The organism is Blastococcus litoris, assembly GCF_003075095.1.
Lineage (GTDB): Bacteria > Actinomycetota > Actinomycetes > Mycobacteriales > Geodermatophilaceae > Blastococcus_B > Blastococcus_B litoris.
This window is the reverse complement of the sequence record NZ_QCZF01000001.1, coordinates 26,326-49,935: the sequence shown is the minus strand read 5'-3', so window position 1 is coordinate 49,935 and position 23,610 is coordinate 26,326. Positions and strand designations below refer to the sequence as shown.

General features: G+C 74.4%; 26 protein-coding genes. 14 read left to right on the top strand and 12 right to left on the bottom strand.

Annotated elements, in window-relative coordinates; all coding sequences use genetic code 11:
* The first annotated feature begins 97 nt into the window (after positions 1 to 97).
* The 3 genes from DCS98_RS00265 to DCS98_RS00255 all read left to right on the top strand — a co-directional run bounded on the left by DCS98_RS00265 (position 98) and on the right by DCS98_RS00255 (position 3,681).
* Entirely contained in the window at positions 98 to 1,306 is a 1,209-nt protein-coding gene (locus DCS98_RS00265) for a cytochrome P450 (RefSeq protein ID WP_116449375.1), read from the top strand.
* Positions 1,307 to 1,367: 61 nt separating this feature from the next.
* Positions 1,368 to 2,000: a class I SAM-dependent methyltransferase gene (locus DCS98_RS00260; RefSeq protein ID WP_116449374.1), complete on the top strand. Its 633-nt coding sequence runs from the start codon at positions 1,368 to 1,370 to the stop codon at positions 1,998 to 2,000.
* A 64-nt stretch (positions 2,001 to 2,064) separates the two neighbouring features.
* Positions 2,065 to 3,681, top strand: a complete 1,617-nt coding sequence (locus DCS98_RS00255; RefSeq protein WP_116449373.1) for a long-chain fatty acid--CoA ligase — start codon at positions 2,065 to 2,067, stop codon at positions 3,679 to 3,681.
* On the opposite strand, the gene DCS98_RS00250 is transcribed toward DCS98_RS00255, so the two are convergent.
* A complete protein-coding gene (locus tag DCS98_RS00250; protein WP_241037154.1) occupies positions 3,678 to 4,007 on the bottom strand; it encodes a rhodanese-like domain-containing protein in 330 nt (109 codons plus the stop codon). The two genes, DCS98_RS00255 and DCS98_RS00250, sit on opposite strands and share 4 nt — an antisense overlap.
* A gap of 271 nt (positions 4,008 to 4,278) precedes the next feature.
* Between DCS98_RS00250 and DCS98_RS00245 the strand changes: the two genes are divergently transcribed.
* Positions 4,279 to 4,791 carry a PH domain-containing protein gene (locus DCS98_RS00245; protein ID WP_116449372.1) on the top strand — a complete coding sequence of 171 codons (513 nt, stop codon included), beginning with the start codon at positions 4,279 to 4,281 and terminating at the stop codon, positions 4,789 to 4,791.
* Entirely contained in the window at positions 4,788 to 6,254 is a 1,467-nt protein-coding gene (locus tag DCS98_RS00240; protein ID WP_116449371.1) for a PH domain-containing protein, read from the top strand. Before DCS98_RS00245 ends, DCS98_RS00240 begins: the two co-directional genes overlap by 4 nt.
* Here the strand turns inward: DCS98_RS00240 and DCS98_RS00235 are convergent.
* On the bottom strand, positions 6,238 to 7,473 hold the full coding sequence (locus DCS98_RS00235; RefSeq protein WP_116449370.1) for a glutamate mutase L: 1,236 nt from the start codon (positions 7,471 to 7,473) through the stop codon (positions 6,238 to 6,240). The two genes, DCS98_RS00240 and DCS98_RS00235, sit on opposite strands and share 17 nt — an antisense overlap.
* A gap of 82 nt (positions 7,474 to 7,555) precedes the next feature.
* Positions 7,556 to 8,212, bottom strand: coding sequence for a response regulator (locus DCS98_RS00230; protein WP_241036958.1), 657 nt, complete (start codon positions 8,210 to 8,212; stop codon positions 7,556 to 7,558).
* A gap of 106 nt (positions 8,213 to 8,318) precedes the next feature.
* Between DCS98_RS00230 and DCS98_RS00225 the strand changes: the two genes are divergently transcribed.
* The 3 genes from DCS98_RS00225 to DCS98_RS00215 all read left to right on the top strand — a co-directional run bounded on the left by DCS98_RS00225 (position 8,319) and on the right by DCS98_RS00215 (position 10,344).
* Entirely contained in the window at positions 8,319 to 9,053 is a 735-nt protein-coding gene (locus DCS98_RS00225) for a sensor histidine kinase (RefSeq protein ID WP_116449368.1), read from the top strand.
* Positions 9,054 to 9,155: 102 nt separating this feature from the next.
* The gene (locus tag DCS98_RS00220; protein ID WP_116449367.1) at positions 9,156 to 10,016 is read left to right on the top strand and encodes a manganese catalase; all 861 of its coding nucleotides are present in this window, start codon (positions 9,156 to 9,158) and stop codon (positions 10,014 to 10,016) included.
* Between the two features lie 100 nt (positions 10,017 to 10,116).
* Entirely contained in the window at positions 10,117 to 10,344 is a 228-nt protein-coding gene (locus DCS98_RS00215) for a hypothetical protein (RefSeq protein WP_241036956.1), read from the top strand.
* 69 nt (positions 10,345 to 10,413) lie between these two features.
* Here DCS98_RS00215 and DCS98_RS00210 read toward each other — a convergent pair whose 3' ends face one another.
* The 6 genes from DCS98_RS00210 to DCS98_RS00185 all read right to left on the bottom strand — a co-directional run bounded on the left by DCS98_RS00210 (position 10,414) and on the right by DCS98_RS00185 (position 16,424).
* Positions 10,414 to 12,057: a solute symporter family protein gene (locus tag DCS98_RS00210; protein WP_116449366.1), complete on the bottom strand. Its 1,644-nt coding sequence runs from the start codon at positions 12,055 to 12,057 to the stop codon at positions 10,414 to 10,416.
* Positions 12,050 to 12,436, bottom strand: coding sequence for a DUF485 domain-containing protein (locus DCS98_RS00205; protein WP_116449365.1), 387 nt, complete (start codon positions 12,434 to 12,436; stop codon positions 12,050 to 12,052). Before DCS98_RS00205 ends, DCS98_RS00210 begins: the two co-directional genes overlap by 8 nt.
* Before the next feature lie 169 nt (positions 12,437 to 12,605).
* A complete protein-coding gene (locus DCS98_RS00200) occupies positions 12,606 to 14,150 on the bottom strand; it encodes a sodium/solute symporter (RefSeq protein WP_116449364.1) in 1,545 nt (514 codons plus the stop codon).
* Positions 14,151 to 14,169: 19 nt separating this feature from the next.
* Entirely contained in the window at positions 14,170 to 14,514 is a 345-nt protein-coding gene (locus DCS98_RS00195) for a hypothetical protein (protein ID WP_206340027.1), read from the bottom strand.
* A 45-nt stretch (positions 14,515 to 14,559) separates the two neighbouring features.
* A complete protein-coding gene (locus DCS98_RS00190) occupies positions 14,560 to 15,303 on the bottom strand; it encodes a LytR/AlgR family response regulator transcription factor (protein WP_241036954.1) in 744 nt (247 codons plus the stop codon).
* Complete coding sequence (locus DCS98_RS00185) at positions 15,300 to 16,424, bottom strand: sensor histidine kinase (RefSeq protein ID WP_116449362.1); 1,125 nt, start codon at positions 16,422 to 16,424, stop codon at positions 15,300 to 15,302. The genes DCS98_RS00190 and DCS98_RS00185 overlap by 4 nt, the downstream gene beginning before the upstream one ends.
* 141 nt (positions 16,425 to 16,565) lie before the next feature.
* Here DCS98_RS00185 and DCS98_RS00180 point away from each other — a divergent pair, with 141 nt between their 5' ends.
* Positions 16,566 to 17,741 carry a PP2C family protein-serine/threonine phosphatase gene (locus tag DCS98_RS00180; RefSeq protein ID WP_164704303.1) on the top strand — a complete coding sequence of 392 codons (1,176 nt, stop codon included), beginning with the start codon at positions 16,566 to 16,568 and terminating at the stop codon, positions 17,739 to 17,741.
* A 58-nt stretch (positions 17,742 to 17,799) separates the two neighbouring features.
* Positions 17,800 to 19,104 (top strand): Rieske 2Fe-2S domain-containing protein, encoded by a 1,305-nt coding sequence (locus DCS98_RS00175; RefSeq protein WP_116449360.1) that lies wholly within the window; start codon positions 17,800 to 17,802, stop codon positions 19,102 to 19,104.
* A gap of 4 nt (positions 19,105 to 19,108) precedes the next feature.
* On the opposite strand, the gene DCS98_RS22755 is transcribed toward DCS98_RS00175, so the two are convergent.
* A complete protein-coding gene (locus tag DCS98_RS22755) occupies positions 19,109 to 19,264 on the bottom strand; it encodes a hypothetical protein (RefSeq protein ID WP_164704302.1) in 156 nt (51 codons plus the stop codon).
* Positions 19,261 to 19,692, bottom strand: a complete 432-nt coding sequence (locus DCS98_RS00170) for a MarR family winged helix-turn-helix transcriptional regulator (protein WP_164704301.1) — start codon at positions 19,690 to 19,692, stop codon at positions 19,261 to 19,263. The genes DCS98_RS22755 and DCS98_RS00170 overlap by 4 nt, the downstream gene beginning before the upstream one ends.
* Positions 19,693 to 19,791: 99 nt before the next feature.
* Here DCS98_RS00170 and DCS98_RS00165 point away from each other — a divergent pair, with 99 nt between their 5' ends.
* The 3 genes from DCS98_RS00165 to DCS98_RS00155 all read left to right on the top strand — a co-directional run bounded on the left by DCS98_RS00165 (position 19,792) and on the right by DCS98_RS00155 (position 22,304).
* Positions 19,792 to 20,352, top strand: a complete 561-nt coding sequence (locus tag DCS98_RS00165) for a copper chaperone PCu(A)C domain-containing protein (protein ID WP_116449358.1) — start codon at positions 19,792 to 19,794, stop codon at positions 20,350 to 20,352.
* A 75-nt stretch (positions 20,353 to 20,427) separates the two neighbouring features.
* On the top strand, positions 20,428 to 21,609 hold the full coding sequence (locus tag DCS98_RS00160; RefSeq protein WP_116449357.1) for a sensor histidine kinase: 1,182 nt from the start codon (positions 20,428 to 20,430) through the stop codon (positions 21,607 to 21,609).
* A complete protein-coding gene (locus DCS98_RS00155; protein WP_116449356.1) occupies positions 21,606 to 22,304 on the top strand; it encodes a response regulator in 699 nt (232 codons plus the stop codon). The genes DCS98_RS00160 and DCS98_RS00155 overlap by 4 nt, the downstream gene beginning before the upstream one ends.
* 27 nt (positions 22,305 to 22,331) lie before the next feature.
* On the opposite strand, the gene DCS98_RS00150 is transcribed toward DCS98_RS00155, so the two are convergent.
* A complete protein-coding gene (locus tag DCS98_RS00150; protein WP_116449355.1) occupies positions 22,332 to 22,673 on the bottom strand; it encodes a hypothetical protein in 342 nt (113 codons plus the stop codon).
* A 162-nt stretch (positions 22,674 to 22,835) separates the two neighbouring features.
* On the opposite strand from DCS98_RS00150, the gene DCS98_RS00145 reads away from it, so the two are divergent.
* Positions 22,836 to 23,609: an ABC transporter ATP-binding protein gene (locus DCS98_RS00145; RefSeq protein WP_241036951.1), complete on the top strand. Its 774-nt coding sequence runs from the start codon at positions 22,836 to 22,838 to the stop codon at positions 23,607 to 23,609.
* Position 23,610 lies beyond the last annotated feature (1 nt).

The window sequence follows — 23,610 nt, the reverse complement described above, 5'->3', positions numbered from 1 at the left end:
GTGCAGCGTAGTGAAAGGACCTCCGCCCCCCTCCCGCCTCGCAGGCTCGGCGTGAGCCTCTGGGCGCAGGCCGTCGCTCCGCTCATAGGCTCGCGGAGTGACAGCGTCCGCCACTCCGCTCGACCTCACCGACCCCGCCGTCGTCGCCGATCCGTACCCGGCCTTCGCGACGGCGCGGGCCGTCGCGCCGGTGCAGTGGCACGAGGGCCTGGGCCTCTGGCTGGCGTTCACCCACGCGGAGTCGAACGCCGTCCTGCGCGACCGCCGGCTGGGGCGGATCTGGCGGGACAAGGAGCCGGCCGAGCGGTTCGGCAGCTTCAACCTCATCCACCGCAACGCGATCCTCGAGATGGAGCCGCCCGACCACACGCGGCTGCGCCGGCTGATCAGCACCGCGTTCGCCCGCGGGCACGTCGAGCGGTTGCGCCCCTGGGTCGAGGAGCTGGCCGGCACGCTCGTGGACCGGCTCGTGGAGCGCTCGGCCGGCTCGGAGCCCGTCGACGTCCTGTCGGGCATGGCCGAGGAGCTGCCCGTCGCGGTCATCGCCGAGCTGCTGGGCGTGCCCGACGCCGACCGCCCGCTCCTGCGCCCGTGGTCCAACGCGATCGTGAAGATGTACGAGTACGGGCGGACGTCGGAGATCGAGGACGACGCCGAGCGCGCGGCAGCCGAGTTCGTCGCCTACCTGCGGGGGCTGGCGGCCGACCGCCGGAGCAAGCCGGGCGAGGACCTGCTCTCCCACCTCGTCGGCGTCCGCGACTCCGACGGCGACCGGCTCACCGAGGACGAGCTGGTGACCACCTGCATCCTGCTGCTCAACGCCGGCCACGAGGCGACGGTGAACGTGAGCGGCAACGGCCTGCTGGCGCTGCTCGAGCACCCCGACCAGCTCCAGCGGCTGCGCGACGACCCGGCCCTCCTGCCGACCGCGATCGAGGAGCTGATGCGGTTCGACAGCCCCCTGCAGCTGTTCGAGCGGACCGCGACCGAGGACGTCGAGATCGGCGGGACCACCGTCGAGGCGGGGCAGAAGATCGCGGCGCTGCTCGGAGCGGCGAACCACGACCCGGCCGTCTTCGAGGCGCCGGAGACCCTCGACGTCGGCCGCACCGACAACCCGCACATCTCCTTCGGCGCGGGCATCCACTTCTGCATCGGTGCCCCGCTGGCCCGCGTCGAGCTGCAGGCCTCCTTCGGAGCGCTGCTCGCTCGGACCTCGCGGCTGGAGCTCGGCCGGCCCGCGCGGCGGCGTCCCGAGTTCGTCATCCGCGGGCTGGCCGAGCTGCCCGTCGTCCTCACCGCCTGACTCCTTGCCGGAACGGCAACAGGACTGGCCGGTCCCGAGCACCGCGACGGACGCTGCGGGCATGAGCGACGAGTACGCGGGCGACCCCACCGTCCGGGAGCACTGGGACCGCCGGTACGCCGATCGGGAGCAGCTGTGGAGCGGCCGCCCGAACGGCGCCCTGGTCGCCGAGGTCGCGGGCATGACGCCCGGGCGGGTGCTCGACGTGGGCTGCGGCGAGGGGGCGGACGCGGTCTGGCTGGCGCGCAACGGCTGGGACGTGACCGCGCTCGAGGTCTCCGGCCTGGCGCTGGACCGGGCCGCCGGCCACGCGCGGGACGCCGGGGTCCCGGTCCGCTGGGTGCACGCCGGCCTCGTGGAGGCGGCGCTGCCGGCACGGTCGTTCGACCTGGTCTCCGCCCAGTACCCGGCGCTCCTGCGGACGCCGGACGCCGCGGCCGAGCGCGCCCTCCTCGACGCCGTGGCGCCCGGCGGGGTGCTGCTGCTGGTGCACCACGCGGGCATGGAGCACCACGAGGCGCTCGACGGCGGTGACGACCCGGCCGACTACGTGTGGCCCTCGATGGTCGCGGCGCTGCTCGACGACGACTGGCGCGTGGAGGTGGACGAGCAGCGGCCCCGGGTGATCCCCGAGGGCGGAGCCGGCGCGCACCACTCCGAGGACGTCGTGCTGCGCGCCCGGCGGCTGCGCTGAGCGCGATCCCGGAGGCAACGGCCCCCCGCTAGAACGTGAGCGCGGTCACTGGCAAACTCCGGCCATGCGCGGGCTGATGCAGGACTACCCCCTCACCATCGACTCGATCTTCCGGCACGTCGAGCAGCACTACGGCGACGGGACGATCGTCACCAACAACCCCAGCGGGAAGACGACGGCCACCTACGCGGAGTGGGCCGAGCGGACCCGGAAGCTGGGCGGCGTGCTCGACACGCTGGGCATCAGCAGCGACGGCCGGGTCGGCACGTTCGGCTGGAACAGCCAGCGGCACCTCGAGCTCTACTTCGCCGCCCCGTGCTCCGGGCGCGTGCTGCACACCCTCAACATCCGGCTCTTCCCCGAGCAGCTCACCTACATCGCCAACCACGCCGAGGACGAGGTCGTCTTCGTCGACCGCAGTGTGCTGCCCCTGCTGTGGCCGCTCATCGACACCATGACGACGGTCAAGCACGTGGTCGTCATGGACGACGGCGGCGACACCGAGATCCCCGACGACGCACGGGTGCTCGACTACGAGACCCTGCTGGCCGACGCCGAGCCGGTCGACTTCCACGTCGAGGACGAGAACCTGGCCGCCTCGATGTGCTACACGAGCGGCACCACCGGGAACCCGAAGGGCGTCGTCTACTCCCACCGGTCCACGTTCCTGCACACCATGGGCGTGATGGCGCCGAACGCCTTCGGCCTGGGCATCCACGACGTCGCGATGCCGGTCGTGCCGATGTTCCACGCCAACGCCTGGGGCATCGCGCAGGCCGCGCCCGCGGCCGGCGCCTCGCTGGTGATGCCGGGCGCGCTGATGCAGCCCGAGGCGCTGGCGAAGCTGATCGTCGACGAGGGCGTCACCTTCACCGCGGGCGTGCCGACCATCTGGCAGGGCGTGCTCCCCCACCTGGCGGGCCGGCCGCACAAGCTGCGCGACATCGGCTGCGGCGGCTCCGCCGTACCCAAGGCGCTGTCGGAGGCCTACCGCGAGCAGGTCGGCATCCCGATCCTGCAGGCGTGGGGCATGACCGAGACCCACCCGGTGGCGTCGTCCGGCGTCCTGCCCAACCGCTACGAGAACGCCGACGACGAGACGAAGGCGACCCAGCGCGCCCGCGCCGGCATCCCGTTCCTGGGCGTGGAGGCCCGGATCGTCGACGCCGACACCCTCGAGCCGCAGCCGTGGGACGACACGGCCACCGGCGAGCTGCAGGTCCGCGGCCCGTGGTGCGCGAAGGACTACTACAACCCCGACGCCGGTGTCGTCCTCACCACCGAGGACGGCTGGATGAAGACCGGCGACGTCGCGGCCATGGACCCCTACGGCTCGATCCGGATCGCCGACCGCACCAAGGACCTGATCAAGTCCGGCGGCGAGTGGATCAGCTCGGTCGACCTGGAGAACGTGATCATGGCGCACCCGAAGGTGAAGGAGGCCGCCGTCGTCGGCATCCCGCACCCGAAGTGGGACGAGCGCCCGCTGGCCTGCGTCGTCCTGAACGACGGCGAGGAGGCGACCGAGGAGGAGATCCTCGACTACCTGAAGCCGCTGGTCGCGAAGTGGTGGCTGCCCGACGCCGTCGAGTTCATCGACGAGGTGCCGAAGACCAGCGTCGGCAAGTTCTCGAAGAAGGACCTGCGCGCGAAGTTCGCCGAGTACGAGCTGAAGAGCTAGCGGACGAAGGGGGGCTGGCCGGTCTCGCTCACCATGGGCTTGCCGGCCGCCTCCCAGCCGCCCATCCCCTCGGCGACGTTCACCGCGTCGTAGCCGTTCTGGTTCAGCCAGGCGGCCACGCGGGCCGACCGGCCACCGCTGCGGCAGGTCACGTAGACCGGGTCGCCCTCGGGGACGTCGTCGAGCCGGGAGGGGACCTCGCCCATCGGGATGTGGGTCGCGCCCTCGACGTGGCCGTGCACCCACTCGTCGTCCTCGCGGACGTCGAGGATGACGGCGTCGTCGGGCAGTTCGCTGACGGACACGGTCGGGACCTGCTGCGGCATCACGCGTCCCATCGTGGCACGGCGCCCGCCCACGCACTCCGGGGCGGCGGAGGCGCTACTTCCTGAGCTCCCGGAAGATCTTGTAGGCGATGACGCCGACGGCGAGCACGAGCAGCGGTATCCCGAAGGCAGGCTCGAACTCGCCGGCCGGCATCGCGGTGATCGACGGCATGGAGCAATCCAGCCAGTCAGCGCGTCGGACGGCACCCGCAGTCACCCGTTGGAGCGCGCCGGGTCGGCCGGACGTCCTCTGCTGACAGGATGGGGGCCGATGACCACGGTCCCCTCACCTGTGCGCGAGCCGGCCTGGCCGCTCTCCCGGTCGGCGATCGGTCTGTGGGTCACCGAGAGCGTGATCAGCAGCCTGTTGCTCGGCATCGGCGCGGCGCTGTTCGTGATCTTCGTGCCGTCCGACGCCCCCGGGCCGTTCCCGGTGCTGCGCTGGGTGGTGCCGATCGCGGTGCTGGTCGGCTCGGTGATCGCCATCGGCGTGCAGCCGTGGGTCCGCTTCCGGGTGCACCGCTGGGAGGTCACGGCCGAGGCGGTCTACACGCTCACCGGCTGGCTGACCCGCACCTGGACGCTGGTGCCCATCTCGCGCATCCAGACCGTCGACGTCACGCGCGGGGTGCTGCAGCAGCTGTTCGGGCTGTCGACGGTCGCCGTCCTGACCGCGTCCTCGCAGGGCACCGTGCGCATCTGGCACCTCGAGGCCGACGTCGCCCAGCAGGTCGCCGACGACCTCGCGCACCGGGCCGAGCAGGTCCGCGACCAGGCCACGTGACCCCGCCCCTCGGCGGGTCGGCACCGGCCGGACGGCGCACCTCGCCCCGGATCGTGCTGGCGCACACGGCGACCTTCCGCCAGGCCCGCCAGTTCGTCCCGGCGGTCATCCCGATCGTCGCGGCGACCGGACTCGGCGGCGGGACGACGACGATCGTCCTCCTGGTCATCGGGGTCACCCTGCTCTCGCTGGCCACCGCGGCCCTCTCCTGGTGGCGGTTCACCTACGCCGACGGCCCGACGGCCGTGGTGGTGACCCGCGGCCTCCTCTCGCGCTCGGTGCGCACCGTCCCGAACGACCGCATCCGCGGCGTCGAGGTGGAGGCCGGTCCCCTGCACCGGCTGCTCGGCCTGGTGCGCGTCCGCATCGACGCCGCCGCCGGAGCCGCGGGCAAGGACGAGGAGCTGCTCGTCGACGGCGTGAGCCGGGCCGAGGGCGACCGGCTGCGCGCCTCCGTGCTCACCCACCGTTCGGCGCCGGTCGTCGAGGAGGAGGCACCCGAGGCGGAGGAGGTGGTGGTCGCCCGCTTCGACAACCGGTGGCTGCTCTACGCGCCCCTGGTCGGCAGCTACCTGGCGGTCCCGTTCGCCGCGGTGGGCGCCCTCTTCCGGCTGGCGCAGGAGCTGCCGGAGCGCTTCCGGCCCGACCTCGACAGGGTGCACGTCTCCGGCGTCCAGGTGCTGCTCCTCGTGCTGGGCGCGGGAGTGGTGGTGCTGGTCGTCGGCTCGGTGATCGGCGCGGCCGTCGTCAACTGGGGCTTCCGGCTGACCCGGCGCGGCCACTCGCTCGTGGCCGCCCGCGGGCTGATCACCCGCCGGCACACCGAGCTCGAGATCGACCGCATCCGTGGCTGGACGCTCTCGGAGGGGCTCGGCATGCGCTGGGTCCGCGCGGCCCGGTCCGGCGCGCTGGTGACCGGGCTCGGCGACGCCGCCCGCCGGGGACAGCTCCTCCCGCTCGGCCCCCGCGAGGAGGCACGCGCGCTCGGTGTCCGCCTCGTCCCCGACCCCGGGCCGTTGCTCCCGCACCCCCCGGCCGCGCGCCGGCGGCGGGTCGTCCGCGCGCTGGCCGCGGGGCTGCTGGTCACGGCCGCCGGCGCCGTGGTGACGCCGCTGCTCGGCTGGTGGTGGGTGCTCGCGACCGGCGTCGTGCTGGTCGCCCTCGGCGTCCCCATGGGCCTGGGCCGGTACGCGGCCCTCGGCCACGCCGCCGGCGGCGGGTCGTTCGCGGTGCGCAGCGGGTGGCTGGTGCGCGAGGAGGCGGTCCTCCAGCGTCGCGCCGTCGTCGGCTGGGAGGTCCGGCAGTCCCCGTTCCAGCGGCGGGCCGGGCTGGCGACCGTCACCGCCTGCGTCGGCGCCGGCCGCGGCGGCTACGTCGCGATCGACATGGACGCCGGCGAGGTCCCCGCCTTCACGGCCGCGGCCTCCGACCGCTGGGCCGAGGACTTCAGCCGACCGGCGTGACCAGTCCGCGGGCGAGCACGGCCGCCGCGTCCGGGTGCTCGGCCGCCAGCAGCCCGACGGCGGCCAGCACGTAGCGCCGGTCCACGACCACCGGCGTGTCCCGCAGCACGCTGCCCGCACCGCCGGCATCCGCCGCGACCCGGGCGATCACCGCGTCGACGGCGGCCTGCTCCGCGTGGCGGAACACCCCGCCGGAGAGCACCACGAGCCCGGCCGACCGGGCACTCGCGCCGCCCGGCCCGTAGCCGGCCTCGGCACGCAGATGACGGCGCAGGGCGACCGTCGCCGCGGCCTCGCCGAGCCCGAGCGGGTCGTCCCCGGGCTCGGGCAGCCCTTCGGCGGCCGCGGCGGCGCGCAGGGCGTCGACGCTCCACGACACTCCGAGGTCACCCTCCACGGTGCGACGCCGCGCCGGCACCCCGACCGCCTCGCGGCCCAGCGCGGCCTGCTCGGCGTCCGGGTCGGGCACGCAGTAGACGTCGGTGGTCGCCCCGCCGACGTCGAGCACGACCACCGGGCCGGTCACCTGCGCCAGCACGGTCACCCCCTCCAGGACGGCGTCCGGCGTGACGGCCCGGACCCAGCCGCGCAGCCGCGGGTCGGTGGAGAGCCGGTCGCCGCCGATCACGTGCTCGAGGAAGACGGCCCGGATCGCCGCCCGGGCCGACTCCGGCGCCAGCCGGCCGATGTCGGGCAGCACGTTGTCCGCCTCGTGGACGGGCAGGCCGCCACCGCGCAGCACCGCCGCCACCTCGTCCCGCACGGCCGCGTTGCCGGCGAGCACGACCGGGACGGACCACTCCGCCCCGGCGAGCGCACCGGCGTTGGCGCGCAGCACCGACGCCTCGCCGCCGTCGGTGCCACCCACGAGCAGGACGACGTCGGGCCCGGCCGCCCGCAACGCGGCCAGCGCCGCCTCGTCGAGGACCCCTGCGGCGACGTGCACCACCCGGGCGCCCGCCGACAGCGCCGCCCGGTGCCCGGCCTCGGCGCTGATCAGCTCCTCGTAGCCGACCACCGCCAGCCGCAGCCCGCCCCCGGCGCTCGAGCACGCGACGACCGGGGCGTCGCGGAAACCGGCCGTGGCGGCGAGGACACCGGTGACGACGTCGTCGAGCGTGGTCGGCGCCTGCGCCGTGGCCAGCAGCCGCCCGTCGGAGGGGTCGACCAGCGCGGCCTTGGTGAACGTGGAGCCGATGTCCACGCAGGCGACGGTCACCGGCGGACCCTATCCACGGCCCGGTGGAGGCGTGAGGACCGCCGGGGCGGGTAGCTGGGCCTGCGATGTCGTCGAGCGGGGATCAGCCGGCCGGCCGCCCCTCGCTGCCCGCACCCCTGCCCAGGCCCACCCGCCCGGCCAGCGCGGCCGCCTCGACCCGGGTGGCCACGTCCAGCCGCCGCAGCAGGTGGGCGACCAGCCGCTTGGTGGTCCGCTCCGAGACGTGCAGCGTCGTGGCGATGTCGACGGTGCTCGCCCCGTCGGCGATCAGCCGCCAGAGCCGCCGCTCGTCGGCGCTCAGGCGCTCGGCGACGCCCTGCTCCCCCGTCGGCTGCGCATCGGCCAGCAGCTGCCGGAGCAGCGCCTCGGGCACCACCGACCACCCGTCCAGGACGGCCAGCAGCGGGCGCACGAGCAGCTCGGGGTCCGCCGTCTTCGGCAGGAACGCGGCCGCACCTGCCCGCAGCGCCTCCAGCGCCGCGTCGGCCTCGGCCAGTCCCGACAGCGCCACGACGCGCACCACCGGGTCGGCGCGACGGATCGCCGCGATCGCCCTCGTCCCGCCGGGCGGTGGCATGTGCAGGTCGACGATCGCGACGTCGGCGTGGTGGCGCCGCACCAGTGCGGCGGCCGCCGAGGCGTCGTCCGTCGTCCCGACCACCCGGACACGTCCCCCGCTCAAGCCCGGCAGCAGGAGGGACAGCCCGCGGCTGAACAGCGGGTGATCGTCGATCACCACCACATCAACCGGCGGTCCAACAGCGGTGCCGTCGTCGGTCTGACCCACGTCGCTCCTGGAATTCTCGTCGGCCCGGCGCTTCCGCCCGGTCGGCGTGGAGGTGCCCATGACCCTGACCGCCGACACCCGCGCGAACCGACGCACCCGGGGCCTGATCAGCGACATCGCCCGCGTCGTCCGCAACCACCGCCCGTGGGTCCGGCGCCTCGCGGCCGAGCAGGAACCGCCGCCCACCACCGACGACGCGCTCGTCCGCGCGCTCTGCCACGACATGCGCAGCCCCCTCGCCTCGCTGGAGGCGGCGCTGGGGTCGCTCGGCCGGACCCCCGAGCACGCGGCGGAGATGCTGGAGCTGGCGCGCGCCCAGACCGCGCACCTCGCCTCGATGCTCCGCACGGCCGACGCCACCGGGGGCGCCGCACGCCGGAGCGGTCCCCGCGTGCTGCGCGACGTCGTCCAGGCCGCGGTCGCGGCGTCGGGCCTGGCCCGGTCGCAGCTGGCCGTCGAGCTGCGCGGGGACGTCGGGGACGTGCCGGTCGCCGACGCCCGCGTGCAGCGCATCCTCACGAACCTGCTGGAGAACGCCCACCGGCACGGCGGCGGATCAGTGGTGCGCCTGACGGCGGCGACCCGGCCGGGCTGGGTCGACCTGGCGCTGGCGCAGGAGGGCGTCCCGGCCGACCGGGTCGTCGGGCACCTGCGCACCACCCGTCCGCCGCTGGACCTGACCGGACTGGGCCTGTGGTCGGTGCAGCGGCAGACCCGCGAGCTGGGGGGCCGGGTCGTGTGGGAGGACGACGGCGCGCGGTTCACCCTCACCGTCCAGCTCCCCGACAGGTAGGCCCCCGCGGGCCACCGGTCGGCACGGACGGGCCAGCGGAGGCGGGCAGATCGGTGGTGCCACCGCAACGGCGGCGGCGCGACCGCGCACCAGGGAGAGCCCGTGTTCACGCACACCCACGCACTGCAGTACGAGGCCAAGCCCGACGGTCCGGACCCGGACTTCGCCCGCAAGATGCAGGAGGTCCTCGGCGGGCAGTGGGGCGAGATGACCGTCGCCACGCAGTACCTGCTGCAGGGCTGGAACTGCCGCCTGCCCGGCAAGTACAAGGACCTGCTCCTCGCCATCGGCACGGAGGAGCTGGCCCACGTCGAGATGATCGTGACGATGATCGACCGGCTGCTGGACCACATCCCGCTCAAGCCGGACGCCGCCGACAGGAGCAAGGAGGCGGCCGCCGGCTACGGCCAGCACAACCCGCAGCACCCCATCGCCAACGGCGCCGGCGCCAGCTACATGGACAGCATGGGCAACCCGTGGACCGGCGCGTACGTCACCGCGAGCGGCAACCTCTACGCCGACTTCATGTACAACGCGACGGCCGAGATGCAGGGGCGCCTGCAGGTCGCCCGGCTCTACAACATGACCGACGACCCGGGCGTGAAGGATCTGCTGCGGTTCCTCGTCACCCGCGACCACTACCACCAGCAGCAGTGGCTGGCGGCGCTGGAGAACCTCAAGGAGGACGGCCTCGAAGGCCTCCCGGTGCCGGAGGCGTTCCCGATCGAGGAGGAGGTCGCCGACCTCGGCTACGTCTTCATCGACGCGTCCGACGGCCCGGAGGCGGCCAGCGGCCGCTGGGCGTCCGGCCCGTCGATCGACGGCCGCGGCACCTTCTCCGCCCGGCCGATCGAGGCGACCGCCGACGCGCCGATCCTGCCGCCGGGCGACCCGCGGCTGTTCGGGACGCCCCAGTCGGACACCAAGAACATGCTGCAGAAGGCCAAGGACCTGCTCACCTGAGGCCCGCGCCCCGTCCCCTCGCGCCGTCGCCGGCCCGGCGGCCGGTCCTCCACGGATCCGGCCGCCGGCCCGGCGGGACGCCTCTCCCGGAGGTCTCGCCGTGCACCTGCACCTGCCGCGCCTGCCAGCTCCGCTGGTGATGCTCTCGCTCGTCTACGCGACCGCGATCGCCGTCGCCCTCGCCAACCCGGGTCTGCCCACCGTGGGCGCCCTCGTCGTCCTCGCCGGGCTGACCGCCCGCCTGGTCGCCCGCCACCGGCGTTCCGCCGCCCGGGCGGCCGTCGTCCTCGCACCGGAGGCGGCCCCGGCGCCCGCCGCGGCGGCCTGAGCGCGAACGCGCGAGGCGCGCGCCCCCGGCTGGGGACGCGCGCCTCGACCGGCCCCGCGGGGCCGTCGTTCAGTGCTGGACGGCCTTCTCCGCCCCGATGCCCGTGAAGGCACGCACCTCGAGCTCGGCGGACTTGAGCTCGTCGGGGCGCTCCTTCGACAGCTTCGTGCCGAGCCAGCCGAGGAAGAACGACAGCGGGATCGACACCAGGCCGGGGTTGTTGAGGGGGAACCAGGAGAAGTCCACGTCCTGGATCAGCGACGGGCTCTTGCCGGTGAGCGGGTTCACCGGCGCCCCCGACACCACCGGCGAGAAGATGATCAGACCGATGCAGGAGATCAGCCCGCCGTAGATCGACCACAGCGCACCCTGGGTGGTGAAGTTCTTCCAGAACAGCGTGTAGAGGATCGTCGGCAGGTTGGCCGAGGCCGCCACCGCGAAGGCCAGCGCCACCAGGAAGGCGATGTTCAGGCCCGCCTGCAGGGCGAGGATGCCCAGACCGATCGAGATCGCACCGATCACCACGGCGGTGATCCGGGCGACCCGCACCTCCCCGTTCGGGGGCACGTCGCCGCGCTTGATCACCGACGCGTAGACGTCGTGCGCGAACGACGCCGACGCCGTGATGGTCAGACCTGCGACCACCGCGAGGATGGTGGCGAACGCGACGCCGGCGATGATGCCCAGCAGCACCGTCCCGCCCAGCTCGAAGGCCAGCAGCGGGGCCGCGGCGTTGACCGCGCCCGGGGCACCCAGGATCCGCTCGGGGCCGACCAGCGCGCCGGCGCCGTACCCGATGATCAGGCTGAACAGGTAGAAGATGCCGATCAGCCAGATGGCCCAGACCACCGAGCGGCGGGCGTCCTTGGCGGTGGGCACCGTGTAGAAGCGCATGAGCACGTGCGGCAGGCCCGCGGTGCCGAGCACCAGGGCCAGGCCGAGGGAGACGAAGTCCAGCTTCGAGGTGCCGGTGGCGCCGTACTGGGCGCCGGGAGCCGCCACGTCGCGGCCCTCGACGGCGAGGTCCTGCGCGCCGCCGATCAGCGAGGACAGGTTGAAGCCGTACTTGCCGAGCACCCAGACGGTCATCACGAACGCGCCGACGATCAGCAGCGACGCCTTGATGATCTGCACGTAGGTGGTGCCGCGCATGCCGCCGACGAGCACGTAGAAGATCATCAGCGCGCCGACGATGGTCACCACGACCGCCTGCGCCGCCTCGCCGGTCACGCCGAGCAGCAGCGTGACCAGCCCACCGGCGCCCGCCATCTGGGCCAGCAGGTAGAACAGCGACACCGCGAGCGTCGAGATGGCCGCGGCCATGCGGACCGGCCGCTGCCGCATCCGGAAGGCCAGGACGTCGGCCATCGTGAAGCGGGCGGTGTTGCGCATGAGCTCGGCGACCAGGAGCAGCGCCACGAGCCAGGCGACGAGGAAGCCGATCGAGTAGAGGAAGCCGTCGTAGCCGTAGACGGCGATCGCGCCGGCGATCCCGAGGAACGATGCGGCCGACAGGTAGTCGCCCGCGATGGCCAGGCCGTTCTGCGTACCGCTGATGTTGCGCCCGGCGGCGTAGTAGTCGGCCGCGCTCTTGTTGCTCCGGCTGGCGCGGAACGTGATGAACAGCGTGATCAGGACGAAGCCGCCGAAGATCGCGATGTTGACGGCGGGCTCGCCGATGGTGCCGCTGTCGGCGGCGAGAAGGTCAGACACGGGTGGCCCCCTGGGTGTCGGTGGTGCCCGAACCGGCGCGGTAGTCGTGGTGCTCGAGGCGCTCGCGCATCTCGTCGGCGATGGGGTCGGTGCGCTTGTTCGCGTGGTTCACGTACAGGTGCGTGATCACGAACGTGGACACGAACTGGCCGAGGCCGAGCAGGATGCCGATGTTCACGTTCCCGAAGACCTCGGTCGCCATGAAGTCGTGGGCGTAGGTGGAGAGCAGGACGTAGAGCAGGTACCAGGAGAAGAACGCCAACGTCATCGGGAAGGCGAAGGCGCGGAAGCGCCTCTTCAGGTCCTGGAACTCGGGGGAGTTCTGGGCGGCCAGGTACTCCTCCGGGCTCAAGAGCCGACGGTCCTGGGGCTCGGTCACGATGCGGCCTCCTGGGCACTCGGATGCGATTGTGAGCCCCGTCACGGTAGAAGCGTGCGTCCTCGCGGGCAGCGGGCCGCGCGGACGCTGCGCCGAGCGGCGACCGCGCGTCGGCGTACGGCAGGTCCGGCGGGACGAGCGGTCGCGGACGGGACGGTCGGCGGGCGGCTCAGCGGGACGGGTTCCCCGCGGCAGGTGTCCCGCGGTCGAGCTGCACCGCCTCGGGGGTGTGCAGCCGGACCATGGTGCGCGCGGCGTGCCGCGGCACCCGGCGGGGCGTCGCCAGCGAGACCACCACCATGGTGAGGAACGCCAGCGGGACGGTCCAGGCCGCCGGCTGGGCGAGCAGCGCGCCCGGCCAGCCGGCCGGGGCCGCGCCGAGCAGGGTGCCCAGGACGGCGCCGCCGGCGCACCCGCCTCCGACGAGCATCCCGGCGATCGCCCCGACGTCGGTGAGCCGGCGCCACCAGATGCCGAGCACGAGCAGCGGGCAGAACGTGGAGGCGGCGAACGCGAAGGCCAGGCCGACCGCCTGCGCGACGCCCACCCCCTCGGTCAGGAGCGCGAGCCCGAGCGGGACGAGCACGGCGACGACGGCACCGGCCTGGAAGGCCCGCACCCCGCCGAAGCGCCGGCCCATGACGTCCTGGCTGATCACCCCGGCCACGGCGATGGTCAGCCCGGACGACGTGGACAGGAATGCCGCGAACGCCCCGGCGGTGGTCAGCGCGGACAGCAGGTCGCCCGGCGTGCCGGCGAGCATGCGGGCCGGCAGCTCCAGCACCACCGACTCGGTGCGGCCGCTGGCGATCAGGTCCGGCGCGTAGAGCCGGCCGAGGCCGCCGTACACCGGCGGCAGCAGGTAGAAGAGGCCGAGCAGGGCGAGCACGAAGAGGGTCGTGCGGCGGGCCGCGGCGCCGTCGGGGTTGGTGTAGAAGCGCACCACGACGTGCGGGAGGCCCATCGTGCCCAGGAACGTCGCGATGATGATCGAGTAGGTCGTGTAGAGCTCGTGGCTCGAGCCGGCCAGCGGCGAGACCCACGAGTCGCCGGGCGCGCCCGCGTCGCCGATGTCGACCGAGGCCGGGGAGACCCCGCCGTCACCGAGCCAGATGGTGGCCATGAACAGCAGGGGGAACAGCAGGGCGGTCAGCTTCAGCCAGTACTGGAACGCCTGGACGAACGTGATGCTGCGCATCCCGCCGAAGAGCACGTTGACCAGGACGACGGTGGCCACCAGGACGCCGCCCAGCCACGCCCCCGTGCCGGTGGTGGAGGCCAGTGCCAGCCCGGCGCCCTGGAACTGCGGCATGAGGTAGAGCCAGCCGATCGCCACGACCAGCAGCGCGGACAGCCGCCGCACACCCCGCGACTCCAGCCGGCTCTCGGCGAAGTCGGGCAGCGTGTAGGCGCCCGACCGGCGCAGCGGTGCGGCGACGAGGACGAGCAGCACCAGGTACCCCGCCGTCCAGCCCACCGGGTACCAGAGCATCTCCGTGCCGAAGGCGAGGACCAGGCCGGCCACGCCGAGGAACGACGCCGCGGAGAGGTACTCGCCGCCGATGGCCGACGCGTTGAGCCCCGGCCGCACCGTGCGCGAGGCCACGAAGAAGTCGCTGGTGGTACGGGAGAACCGCCAGCCGTAGGCGCCCACGGCCAGCGTGGCCACGAACACCGCGGTGACGCCGAGGACGCTGTAGCCGGCGGCGGTCACGACGGGGCGCCCGGCCGGGTCACGACCGGTCCACGACGTCGGCGAAGTCCCGTTCGTTGCGCTCCGCGGCACGGACGTAGAGCCAGCCGATCCCGAACAGGAACGGGTAGACGGCGAACGCGAGCAGCAGCCAGGGCAGCGGCACCGCGAGCACGACGACCGAGGACAGGTCCGGGAAGAGCCAGAAGAGCAGCGGGATCCCGCCGACGAGCAGCGCGAGGGTCGCGAGCGCGAGCAGCGCCAGCCGCAGCTGGGAGCGCAGCAGCGAGGTCATGTAGACCTCGCCCAGCAGGGTCTGTTCGTCGATCTCGCGGGCGGCCGGGACGCGCTGTGCACGGGCCGCGCCGGTGCGCGGGCTCGTCACCCGGACCCGGCGGGGTCGCGGTGGGGACGGGGCCTCCGACACCGCTCAGCCCCTGGCCGTGGTGCCCGGGCGCGCCCGGCGCACCAGGAGGTCGCGAAGCTCCCGCGTGTGCCGCCGGCTCACACCCAGGTGGGTGCCGCCGACGACGACGGTGCACCGGCCGCCGTCCATCCGGACCTCCTCGACGTGCTGCAGCGACACCAGCAGCGAGCGGTGGATCCGCACGAAGCCGGCGTCCTTCCAGGACTCCTCCAGCGTGGTCAGCGGGACCCGCACCAGGTGGCTGCCCGACCGGGTGTGCAGGCGGGCGTAGTCACCCTGTGCCTCGACGTAGCCGACGCTGGAACGCGGCACGAACCTGGTCACGCCCCCCAGCTCGACGGCGATGTCGTCGTCCACCGACGCGGGACCGCCGGCCCGTGCGCCGACGACGCGGCGGACCGCCTCGGCGAGCCGGTCGTCGCGGACCGGCTTGAGGACGTAGTCGACCGCGCCCAGCTCGAAGGCGTCGACGGCGTGGTCGTCGTAGGCGGTCACGAAGACCACCGGGGGCGGCACCTTGAACCGCGACAGCACCCGTGCGAGGTCCACCCCGCTGAGCCCGGGCATCCGGATGTCGAGGAACACGGCGTCCACGCTGCGCTCCTGGAGGAGCCGGAGCGCCTCGGTGGCCGAGTCGGCCGTGAGCACGGTGTCGATCCGCTCGTCCCGCTCCAGCAGCCAGCGCAGCTCCTCGAGCGCCGGGCGCTCGTCGTCGACGACGAGGACGGCCATCCGGTCGACGGTCACGGGCGCACTCCGGGGGCGAACTTCGGGACCCGGACGATAACCTTCGTGCCCGCTCCGGGGCCGGTCTCGACGACCAGGCCGTAGTCGTCGCCGAAGGCGGTGCGCAGCCGGGCGTCGACGTTGCCCAGGCCTACGGAGTCCACGGAGACGTCACCGGCCAGGGCCCGCCGCACCTTCTCCGGGTCCTCGCCCACGCCGTCGTCCTCCACCGAGATCAGGCACTCGCCGCCCTGGTCCGCGGCGATGATCGTGACGGTCCCGGTGCCCGGCTTGCGCTCCAGCCCGTGCCGGACGGCGTTCTCCACCAGGGGCTGCAGGCAGAGGAACGGCACGGCGACCGGCAGGACCTCCTGCGCCACCCGCAGCGTGACCTGGAGCCGGTCGCCGAAGCGCGCCTTCTCCAGCACCAGGTACCGCTCGATGGACCGCAGCTCCTCGGCCAGGGTCGTGTACTCGCCGTGCCGGCTGAACGAGTACCGGGTGAAGTCGGCGAACTCCAGGATCAGCTCGCGGGCCCGCTCCGGGTCGGTGCGCACGAACGACGCGATCGCGCCCAGCGAGTTGTAGATGAAGTGGGGGCTGATCTGGGCCCGCAGCGCCCGCACCTCGGCCTCCATCAGCCGCGTGCGCGAGGCGTCGAGCTCGGCCAGCTCCAGGTTGCCCGACACCCACCGCGCGACCTCGGCCACCGCACGGACGAGGCCGGCGGACGCCGAGGTGGTGAACGCCTGCAGGGTGCCGACCACGCGGTCCTCGACCACGAGCGGGGAGACCACCACCTGCCGCAGCCCGCAGCCGGCGTGCGTGCAGGCGAAGTCCTTGCGGTCGCGGACGACGGTGTTGCCGGACCCGAGCACGATGGCGGCGAGCGCCGCGGCGTCCTCCTGGTGGTGCGCGAAGCGGCCGTCCCACGCCAGGAGCGCCACGGTGTCGGTGAGCGCCACGGCCGGCACACCGAGCAGGTCCCGCAGGTGCCGGATGGCGCGCTCGGCCGAGCCGCTGGTCAGGCCGGCACGCAGCTCCGGAGCCGTGAGCGACGCGGAGTGGAGCGTGCGGAACGTCGCCTGCTCCGCCTCGGTGCCCAGGTGCCCGGGCCGCAGCCAGCGCAGCGCCTCGCGCATCGACGGCCTCCCCACGCGGTCCGGCCCACCCCGGGACGGTGGGCCAGCGCACCGTAGATCGTGGGCGACCGCGCACACCACCCGCCACGAGGGGCGTCACCGGTACGGGGCGGGCCGCCCTGCGGCTGTTACGTTCGGCCGGTGGGTCCGGCGGCGACGACACCTCCGCCCGGTCCCCCGGTGTTCTCGGGGCGGCTGACGCGTACGCGGGACCGCGTGCTGGTCCTCGTCGCGCTCCTGGTCGCGCTGTGGCTGCTGGTGGCCACCGCGTCCACGCCGAGCCTCGCCGTCTCGATGTACGGCCTGGTACCGGTCGTGCTCAGCGGCTACTGGTTCGCCCTGCGCGGCGTGGTCGTCACCGCCTCCGTGGCGACGCTGATGTTCGTCGTCGACAAGCTCCTCAGCCCGTCGCCCGAGCTGGCCGGCGGGACCCTGTGGCTGGCCGCGCTCAACCGCGGCCTGGTGCTCGTCGGCGTCGGCGTCCTGGTCACGGTGCTCCTCCAGCGGCAGCGCACCCTGCTCCTGCGGCTGCGCGCCCGGGAGGAGGAGCTCGCCGAGCTCGAGTCGCTGCGCGCCGCCCTCACGCCCGCGGACGTGCCCGAGCGCCCGCACCTGCGCATCGCGACGTCCTTCACCCCGGCGGAGGGCCTCGTCGCGGGTGACTTCTACCTCGTCGCCGACGGGCCGGGCGGGAGCACGACCGTCGTGGTCGGCGACGTCGTCGGGCACGGCCTCGAGGCGGCCCGCTGCGCCGCCTTCGTGCGGGTGGCCTGCGCGACCTACGCGCGGTTCACCGGCGACCCCGTCCAGCTGCTGCAGCTGGCGAACGCGGCGCTGGCCGAGCACGGGACCGGCCCGACCCAGTTCGTGACGGTCGTCTGCGTGAACATCTCAGCGCCACCGGAGTGCACCGTGCGCTGGGCGGCAGCCGGGCACGACGTGCCGTGGGACCTCGACAGCGGTGCGCCGCTCCCGGGCGGGCGGGTCGGCACCCCGCTGGGGATCGGTGCCGAGCCGCTGACGATCGAGACGGGGACCTCCTCACTGGGATCCGGCGGCGGGCTGCTGATCTTCACCGACGGCCTGCTCGAGGGGCGCAGCGCCCGCCGGGACCGGTCCCGCCCGCTCGAGCTGTTCGGGGAGGAGCGGACCCGGGCGGTCCTGGGCGAGCACCGGGGTGAGCCTCCGGCCGCCGTCCTCGAGGCGCTGGAGCAGGCGGTGACCGCGTTCGCCGGCGGGTCACCGGCCGACGACCTGTGCCTGGTGGCCCTCCGCGCCGAACCCCTGGGGCCGGAACCCGGCACCGCGACGAGCTGACCCACGACGTTGCGCTGCTCGTAACCGGCCGGGAACGTGCCTCCGCTGCACTGGGGCCATGGCTTCGACGTCGACGGGCTGGTACCCGGTGGCCCGCGCCACCGACGTGGGGACGACGCCGCTCCCGGTCGGCGCCGGGGGCCGGGCGTTCGTGGTGGTGCGGCTGCGCCTCGAGGGGGAGGTGAGCGCCTTCCCGGCCCGCTGCCCCCATCGGCTGGTCCCGCTGGCCACCGCCACCGTGCGCGACGGCCGGCTGCGGTGCCCGGCGCACGGGTGGGGCTTCGACGGCGAGGGCCGCTGCGTGGACATCCCGTCGCTCGGCGCCACCGGCACCCCGCCGCCGCGAGCGGACCTGGCCACGCCCTGGGCGGTGGAGGAACGGCACGGCTGGGTGTGGCTGGCGCCGGACCGGACGGCACTGCCGTCCCCTCCGCGGCCCGCCGCCCCGCCGTCCCCGGAGCGGCCTCCCGCACCGGCCGGGCCACCCGGGCCGGTGTTCGACAACCTCGACCCGTCCCTGGAGCACGCCTGGCACCCGGTGGCGCTGTCCCGGGAGCTGCGGCCGGGCGGCTGGCTGCAGGTCCGTCTGCTGGGCCGCAACCGGACTCTGCGCCGGGAGGGTCCCGTGCTGTCCGTCGAGCCGCCCGTGCACGGCGTCCGGGAGCGCCTCGGCGTGATCTGGCTGGCGCCGGCCGAGCCGGCCGACGTCCCGCTGGAGGTGCCCGAGGCCGCCGACCGCCGCTTCGTGAGCCGCTGGTTGCCACCGCTGCGGTCGCCCGGGCCCGCGGGCCCGATGGCCGACACCTTCCTCGATGCGACGCACGGCCCGTTCGTCCACGCCGCGACCATCGACCCCTCCGACGGCGCCGAGGTCGGTTTCCCCGAGGTGCGGCGCGAGCCGGGCGGCTTCACCAGCGTCCAGGAGCAGTGGTGCGACAACCCGGTCGACCCGGAGGTCGCGCGGGGCGGGCGCCCGCTGCGGCAGCGCCGGCGCACGAGCTACACCTTCCGCGCCCCCTTCCAGCTCCGCCTGAGGCAGGAGTTCCTGGACTCGGGGGCGACGACGACGATCGTCTACCTGCTGCAGCCCGAGGACCTCGACTCCTCCCGGCTGTACGTCTGCCTCCTGCTGTCGACCGGGCCGGGGCAGCCGCTCCCGACGCCCGCGACGGCGGCCGGCCAGATCGCCCTGCAGCAGCGGATCCTCGACGAGGACATCCGGTCGCAGGCGGCGCTGCAGCTGGCCGGGCTGCCCCTCGACGGCCGCGACGAGCTGCACGTGCCCGCCGATGCCCGCGGGGTCGCCCTCCGGCAGGCGCTCTGCGACTTCGTGGCCGTGAGCCGGCGGCAGCTCGCCGCGTGACGGCTCAGTCGGGGTCCACCTCGGCGCCGCAGGCCGGGCAGGTGGTGGGCGGGTCCTCGTCGGCCATCCGTCCGCACGACGGGCAGACCCGGCGCAGCCAGCACGCCGGGTCCCCGCCCTCGTCCGGTTCCGGCGGCCGGGATGCCGTCCCCTCGCTCACCGGACCTGCACCTCGGTGGCGGCCCCGGCGAACTCGGCCAGGGCGGCGACCACCTCGGGACGGCGGTTCGCGGGGAGCCCGGCCAGCAGGTCCCGCAGCTCGCCGAGCCGCAGCTCGTCGTAGCGCCCGAGGACCTCGCTCCCCCGGGGCGTGACGGACAGCGCCACCTCCCGCCGGCTGTGCGGGGACTGCCGCCGGTCGACGAGGCCGGCGGCCACGAGCCGGTCGACGAGCCGGCTCGTGGTCGAGACCGCGATCCCCAGATCCGCTGCCAGCCGGCCGAGGTTGGCGACCCCCAGGCCGTCCAGCACGCCCACCGCGCGGAGCTGGACGACCGACGGTTGCCCCAGCTGGTCCGCGGCGCGCATGGATGCGCCGACGACGGTGCGTGCCAGGCGCAGCAGGGCGTCGTCCTCGGCTGTGTTCACGCGATCTCCTTCTATGTTGCAGGACGGCAACGGTTGGCATCCTGCACCATCGCCGGGGTACCCGGTCGGTGTCCCTCCACCGATCGAAGGAGCCCACCCATGCCCGCACGTGCGCGCCGGCGACATCGCCTCGCCGCCGTCGCCCTGGCCGCAGCCTGCACGGTGACGGCCTGCGCCACCGACCAGCCGCTCGCCGACGAGGGGAAGGAGGTGGAGGGCGGCGCCGTCGGGCCCGACGCCATGGTCACCGAGGACCTCTCCGTCCTCCAGGTGCAGATCGAGTACCCCGAGGACGGCGAGTACGAGGAGGGGGAGGACGCGAGCCTCTTCCTCGGCGTCGCCAACACCGGCACGACCGACGACGACCTGCTCGACGTGCGAGGACCCGACTTCACCGATGCGGCGATCGTCGTCGACGGCGAGCCCGGCACGATCCGCGTGGCCGAGGACGACAACGTGTACGTCGGCGCCGAAGGGGCGCCGACGATCACGCTCCTCGGCCTCGAGCGCTCGCTGCGCTCTTCGCAGTCGATCCCCGTCACGCTGGTGTTCGAGGACGCCGGCGAGGTGACCCTCGACGTGCCGGTGGCCGCGTCCGGGCAGGAGCCCGAGTCGCCGTTCGACTTCGAGGACCCGGCCGAGGACCCCACGAACGACTGATCGGACCCGGGTAGGACAGACGGGTCATCCCCAGGGGCGACGACGCGAGGCCCTCCCCTGCCTAGGGTCGACGCGATGGACAGGCCTCTGGAGCGCGCGACGACGTGGGGGCGGGAGCACCCGTTCGCCGTCGACGCGGCGCTGGCCGGCGCCCTCTTCGTGGCGACCGTGCTGCTGCCGGTCGGCAGCTACTGGCCCGACGACGGTCTGGCGTTCCTCATCGGGACCGCGCTGATCGCACCGCTGGCCTGGCGCCGCGCGGCGCCGATCCAGGCCGCGGCCGCCGTCGTGGCGGTCGGCCTGTTCGAGGTCGTCGCGTTCGGCACCTTCCTCGCCGCGAACGTCGCCGCGCTCGTGATGGTCTACACGCTGGCGGCCTACGCGCCGCGGTGGGCCGGCCGGGCGGGGCTCGCAGCGGGCCTCTTCGGCGCCCTCCTGGCGGGTCTGCGGTACTTCTCCCCGAACGCGAGCGACGCCCTGGTGCCCGCGACCGGCTCCATCGCGATCGCCGTCGTGGCGTGCTGGGCGCTGGGCGACCTGCGGCGCGCCCGCGTGCAGCGACTAGCCGCACTCGAGGAGCGGGCGCAGCTGCTCGAGCTCGAGCGGGACCAGGAGATGCGCCTGGCCGCGACCGCCGAGCGCGCGCGGATCGCCCGCGAGCTGCACGACGTCGTCGCCCACTCCCTGTCGGTGGTGATCGCCCAGGCCGACGGCGGCCGGTACGCGGGCAGGGACGACCCGGAGGCGGCCACCGGCGCGCTGGAGGCGATCGCCGCCACCGGCCGGCAGGCCCTCACCGACATGCGCTCCCTGCTCGGGGTGCTCCGCGAGGGCGGCGGCGAGGAGTACGCCCCGCAGCCGGACGTCTCCGCCGTCCCGGCGCTGGTCGAGGACGTGCGGGCCAGCGGCCTGGACGTCGACCTGATCATCGAGGGGGAACCCCGGCCGATGCCGGCCGGACCGCAGCTGGCCGTCTACCGGATCGTCCAGGAGTCGCTCACCAACGTGCTCAAGCACGCCGGCCCGGCCTGCCGGGCGTGGGTCCGGCTGCAGTGGCGGCCGGACGCGCTGGAGCTGTCCGTGCTGGACGACGGCCGGGGCGCCTCGGCCGCGATGGTCTCCTCCGACGGCAACGGGCAGGGCGTCCGCGGCATGCGTGAGCGGGCCACCCTGCACGGCGGCCGGCTGGAGGCCGGGCCACGGACCGGCGGCGGCTTCGGCGTCCACGCCGCCCTCCCCTACGGTCGGCAGCGATGAGCGAGCAGATCCGAGTGGTCCTGGTCGACGACCAGCAGATGGTGCGGGCCGGGTTCCGCATGGTCATCGACTCCCAGCCCGACCTCACCGTCGTCGGGGAGGCCGGGGACGGCGTGGAGGCGGTGGAGCTGCTGCACCGCACGGCCGCCGACGTCGTCCTGATGGACGTGCGCATGCCCGGCATCGACGGCATCGAGGCGACCCGGCAGGTCACCGCACTGCCGGACGCGCCGCGCGTGGTCGTGCTGACCACCTTCGACCTCGACGAGTACGTGGTGGCCGCGATCGGCGCCGGCGCCAGCGGCTTCCTGCTCAAGGACGCCCCGCCCGAGGAGATGCTGGCCGCCGTCCGCACCGTGCACGCCGGCGACTCGGTGATCGCGGCCAGCTCCACCCGCCGGCTGCTGCAGCACGTGGCGCCGATGCTCCGCGGTGCGGCGGCGTCGGCCGTTCCCGGCGCGGACACCAGGGCGCTGGCCGACCTCACCCCCCGCGAGCGCGAGGTCCTCGAGCTCATGGCGTTCGGAGCCACCAACACCGAGATCGCCGAGAGGTTCGTCGTCAGCGAGGCGACGGTGAAGACGCACGTGGGCCGCGTCCTGGCCAAGACCGGCTCCCGCGACCGCGTGCAGGCCGTCGTCCTGGCCTACCGCACCGGGCTGGTGCAGCCGGCGGACCTCCTGCGCGACGCCTGAGCTCGGCCCCGCTCGTGCCGGGGCCGGTCATCCGGGCCGCACCGGGGAGTCGCTGAACAGCAGCAGGACAGCCGGGACGAGGACGGCGAGCACCGCGCCGACGAGGAAGGTGGCCGTCCACCCGGCCGACCGCCAGCGCCGGGCGAGGAGCAGGCCGACGAGCGGCGGCACGACCGACACGACAGCGGCGGCCTGCACGCTCTCCCGGGCCTGCCGCACCTGCTCCGCCGTCGGCAGCTCGGGCGGCAGCGGCCAGTCGGACGCCAGCGCATCCCCGGCCGCCATGAAGGAGAGGAACAGCCAGAAGCACAGGAGCACCCCGAGGGCCCGCTGTTGGTAGCCCTCCAGCGGCCGGACGGGCGCGCTCATCCTGACCTCCTCCGATCCGGAACTCCGACCGGAGGATGACACGGCCTCCACCCCCGGGCGCAGCAGCGCGCGGCGGAAGACCCGCCCGCGCTCCGACGCGGGCGGACGGCCCTCCCCGGCAGCGTGATCACCGTCAGCGATCCCTGCTTCCGGAGGTCCGAAGTGCCCGTCCCCGTCATGACCGTCCCCGGCGAGCCGCCGGCCCCGCTGTCGACCGCCGCCGTCCGGGCGACCGGGCTGCGGAAGACCTACGGCACCGGCGAGACCGCCGTCCACGCCCTGGCCGGGGTCGACGTCGCGTTCACCGCCGGTGAGTTCACCGCCATCATGGGCCCGTCCGGCTCGGGCAAGTCCACGCTCATGCACTGCCTGGCCGGCCTCGACACGGCCACGGCCGGCGAGGTGTGGCTCGGCTCCACCGAGCTCACCCGCCTCCGGGACGACGAGCTGACCCGGCTGCGGCGCCGCCGGATCGGCTTCGTGTTCCAGTCGTTCAACCTGCTGCCTGTCCTCGACGCGCGCGAGAACATCGTCCTGCCGATGACCCTGGCCGGGCAACGCCCCGACAAGGCCTGGCTGGACGCCGTCATCGCCCGCCTGGGTCTGCGCGAGCGCCTCGGCCACCGCCCGCACGAGCTCTCCGGCGGTCAGCAGCAGCGCGTCGCCATCGCCCGCGCGCTGCTCCCCCGGCCCGACGTCGTGTTCGCCGACGAGCCCACCGGCAACCTGGACTCCCGCTCCGGCGCCGAGGTGCTCGGCCTGCTGCGCTCGAGCGTCAAGGAGACCGGGCAGACCGTCGTCATGGTCACCCACGACCCGGTGGCCGCGTCCTACGCCGACCGCGTCGTCCTCCTCGCCGACGGCCGCCTGGCCGGCGAGCTGACCGACCCGACGGCCGAGACGGTGCTCGACGCGCTGCGCGGACTGGGGGCCTGAC

Coding starts and splice junctions, on each gene's coding strand:
- DCS98_RS00165 (WP_116449358.1), top strand. CDS start 19,792: ATGCCCGCACGTGCGCGCCGGCGACATCGCCTCGCCGCCGTCGCCCTG.
- DCS98_RS00155 (WP_116449356.1), top strand. CDS start 21,606: ATGAGCGAGCAGATCCGAGTGGTCCTGGTCGACGACCAGCAGATGGTG.
- DCS98_RS00260 (WP_116449374.1), top strand. CDS start 1,368: ATGAGCGACGAGTACGCGGGCGACCCCACCGTCCGGGAGCACTGGGAC.
- DCS98_RS00250 (WP_241037154.1), bottom strand. CDS start 4,007: ATGCCGCAGCAGGTCCCGACCGTGTCCGTCAGCGAACTGCCCGACGAC.
- DCS98_RS00255 (WP_116449373.1), top strand. CDS start 2,065: ATGCGCGGGCTGATGCAGGACTACCCCCTCACCATCGACTCGATCTTC.
- DCS98_RS00245 (WP_116449372.1), top strand. CDS start 4,279: ATGACCACGGTCCCCTCACCTGTGCGCGAGCCGGCCTGGCCGCTCTCC.
- DCS98_RS00225 (WP_116449368.1), top strand. CDS start 8,319: ATGACCCTGACCGCCGACACCCGCGCGAACCGACGCACCCGGGGCCTG.
- DCS98_RS00150 (WP_116449355.1), bottom strand. CDS start 22,673: ATGAGCGCGCCCGTCCGGCCGCTGGAGGGCTACCAACAGCGGGCCCTC.
- DCS98_RS00160 (WP_116449357.1), top strand. CDS start 20,428: ATGGACAGGCCTCTGGAGCGCGCGACGACGTGGGGGCGGGAGCACCCG.
- DCS98_RS00185 (WP_116449362.1), bottom strand. CDS start 16,424: ATGCGCGAGGCGCTGCGCTGGCTGCGGCCCGGGCACCTGGGCACCGAG.
- DCS98_RS00175 (WP_116449360.1), top strand. CDS start 17,800: ATGGCTTCGACGTCGACGGGCTGGTACCCGGTGGCCCGCGCCACCGAC.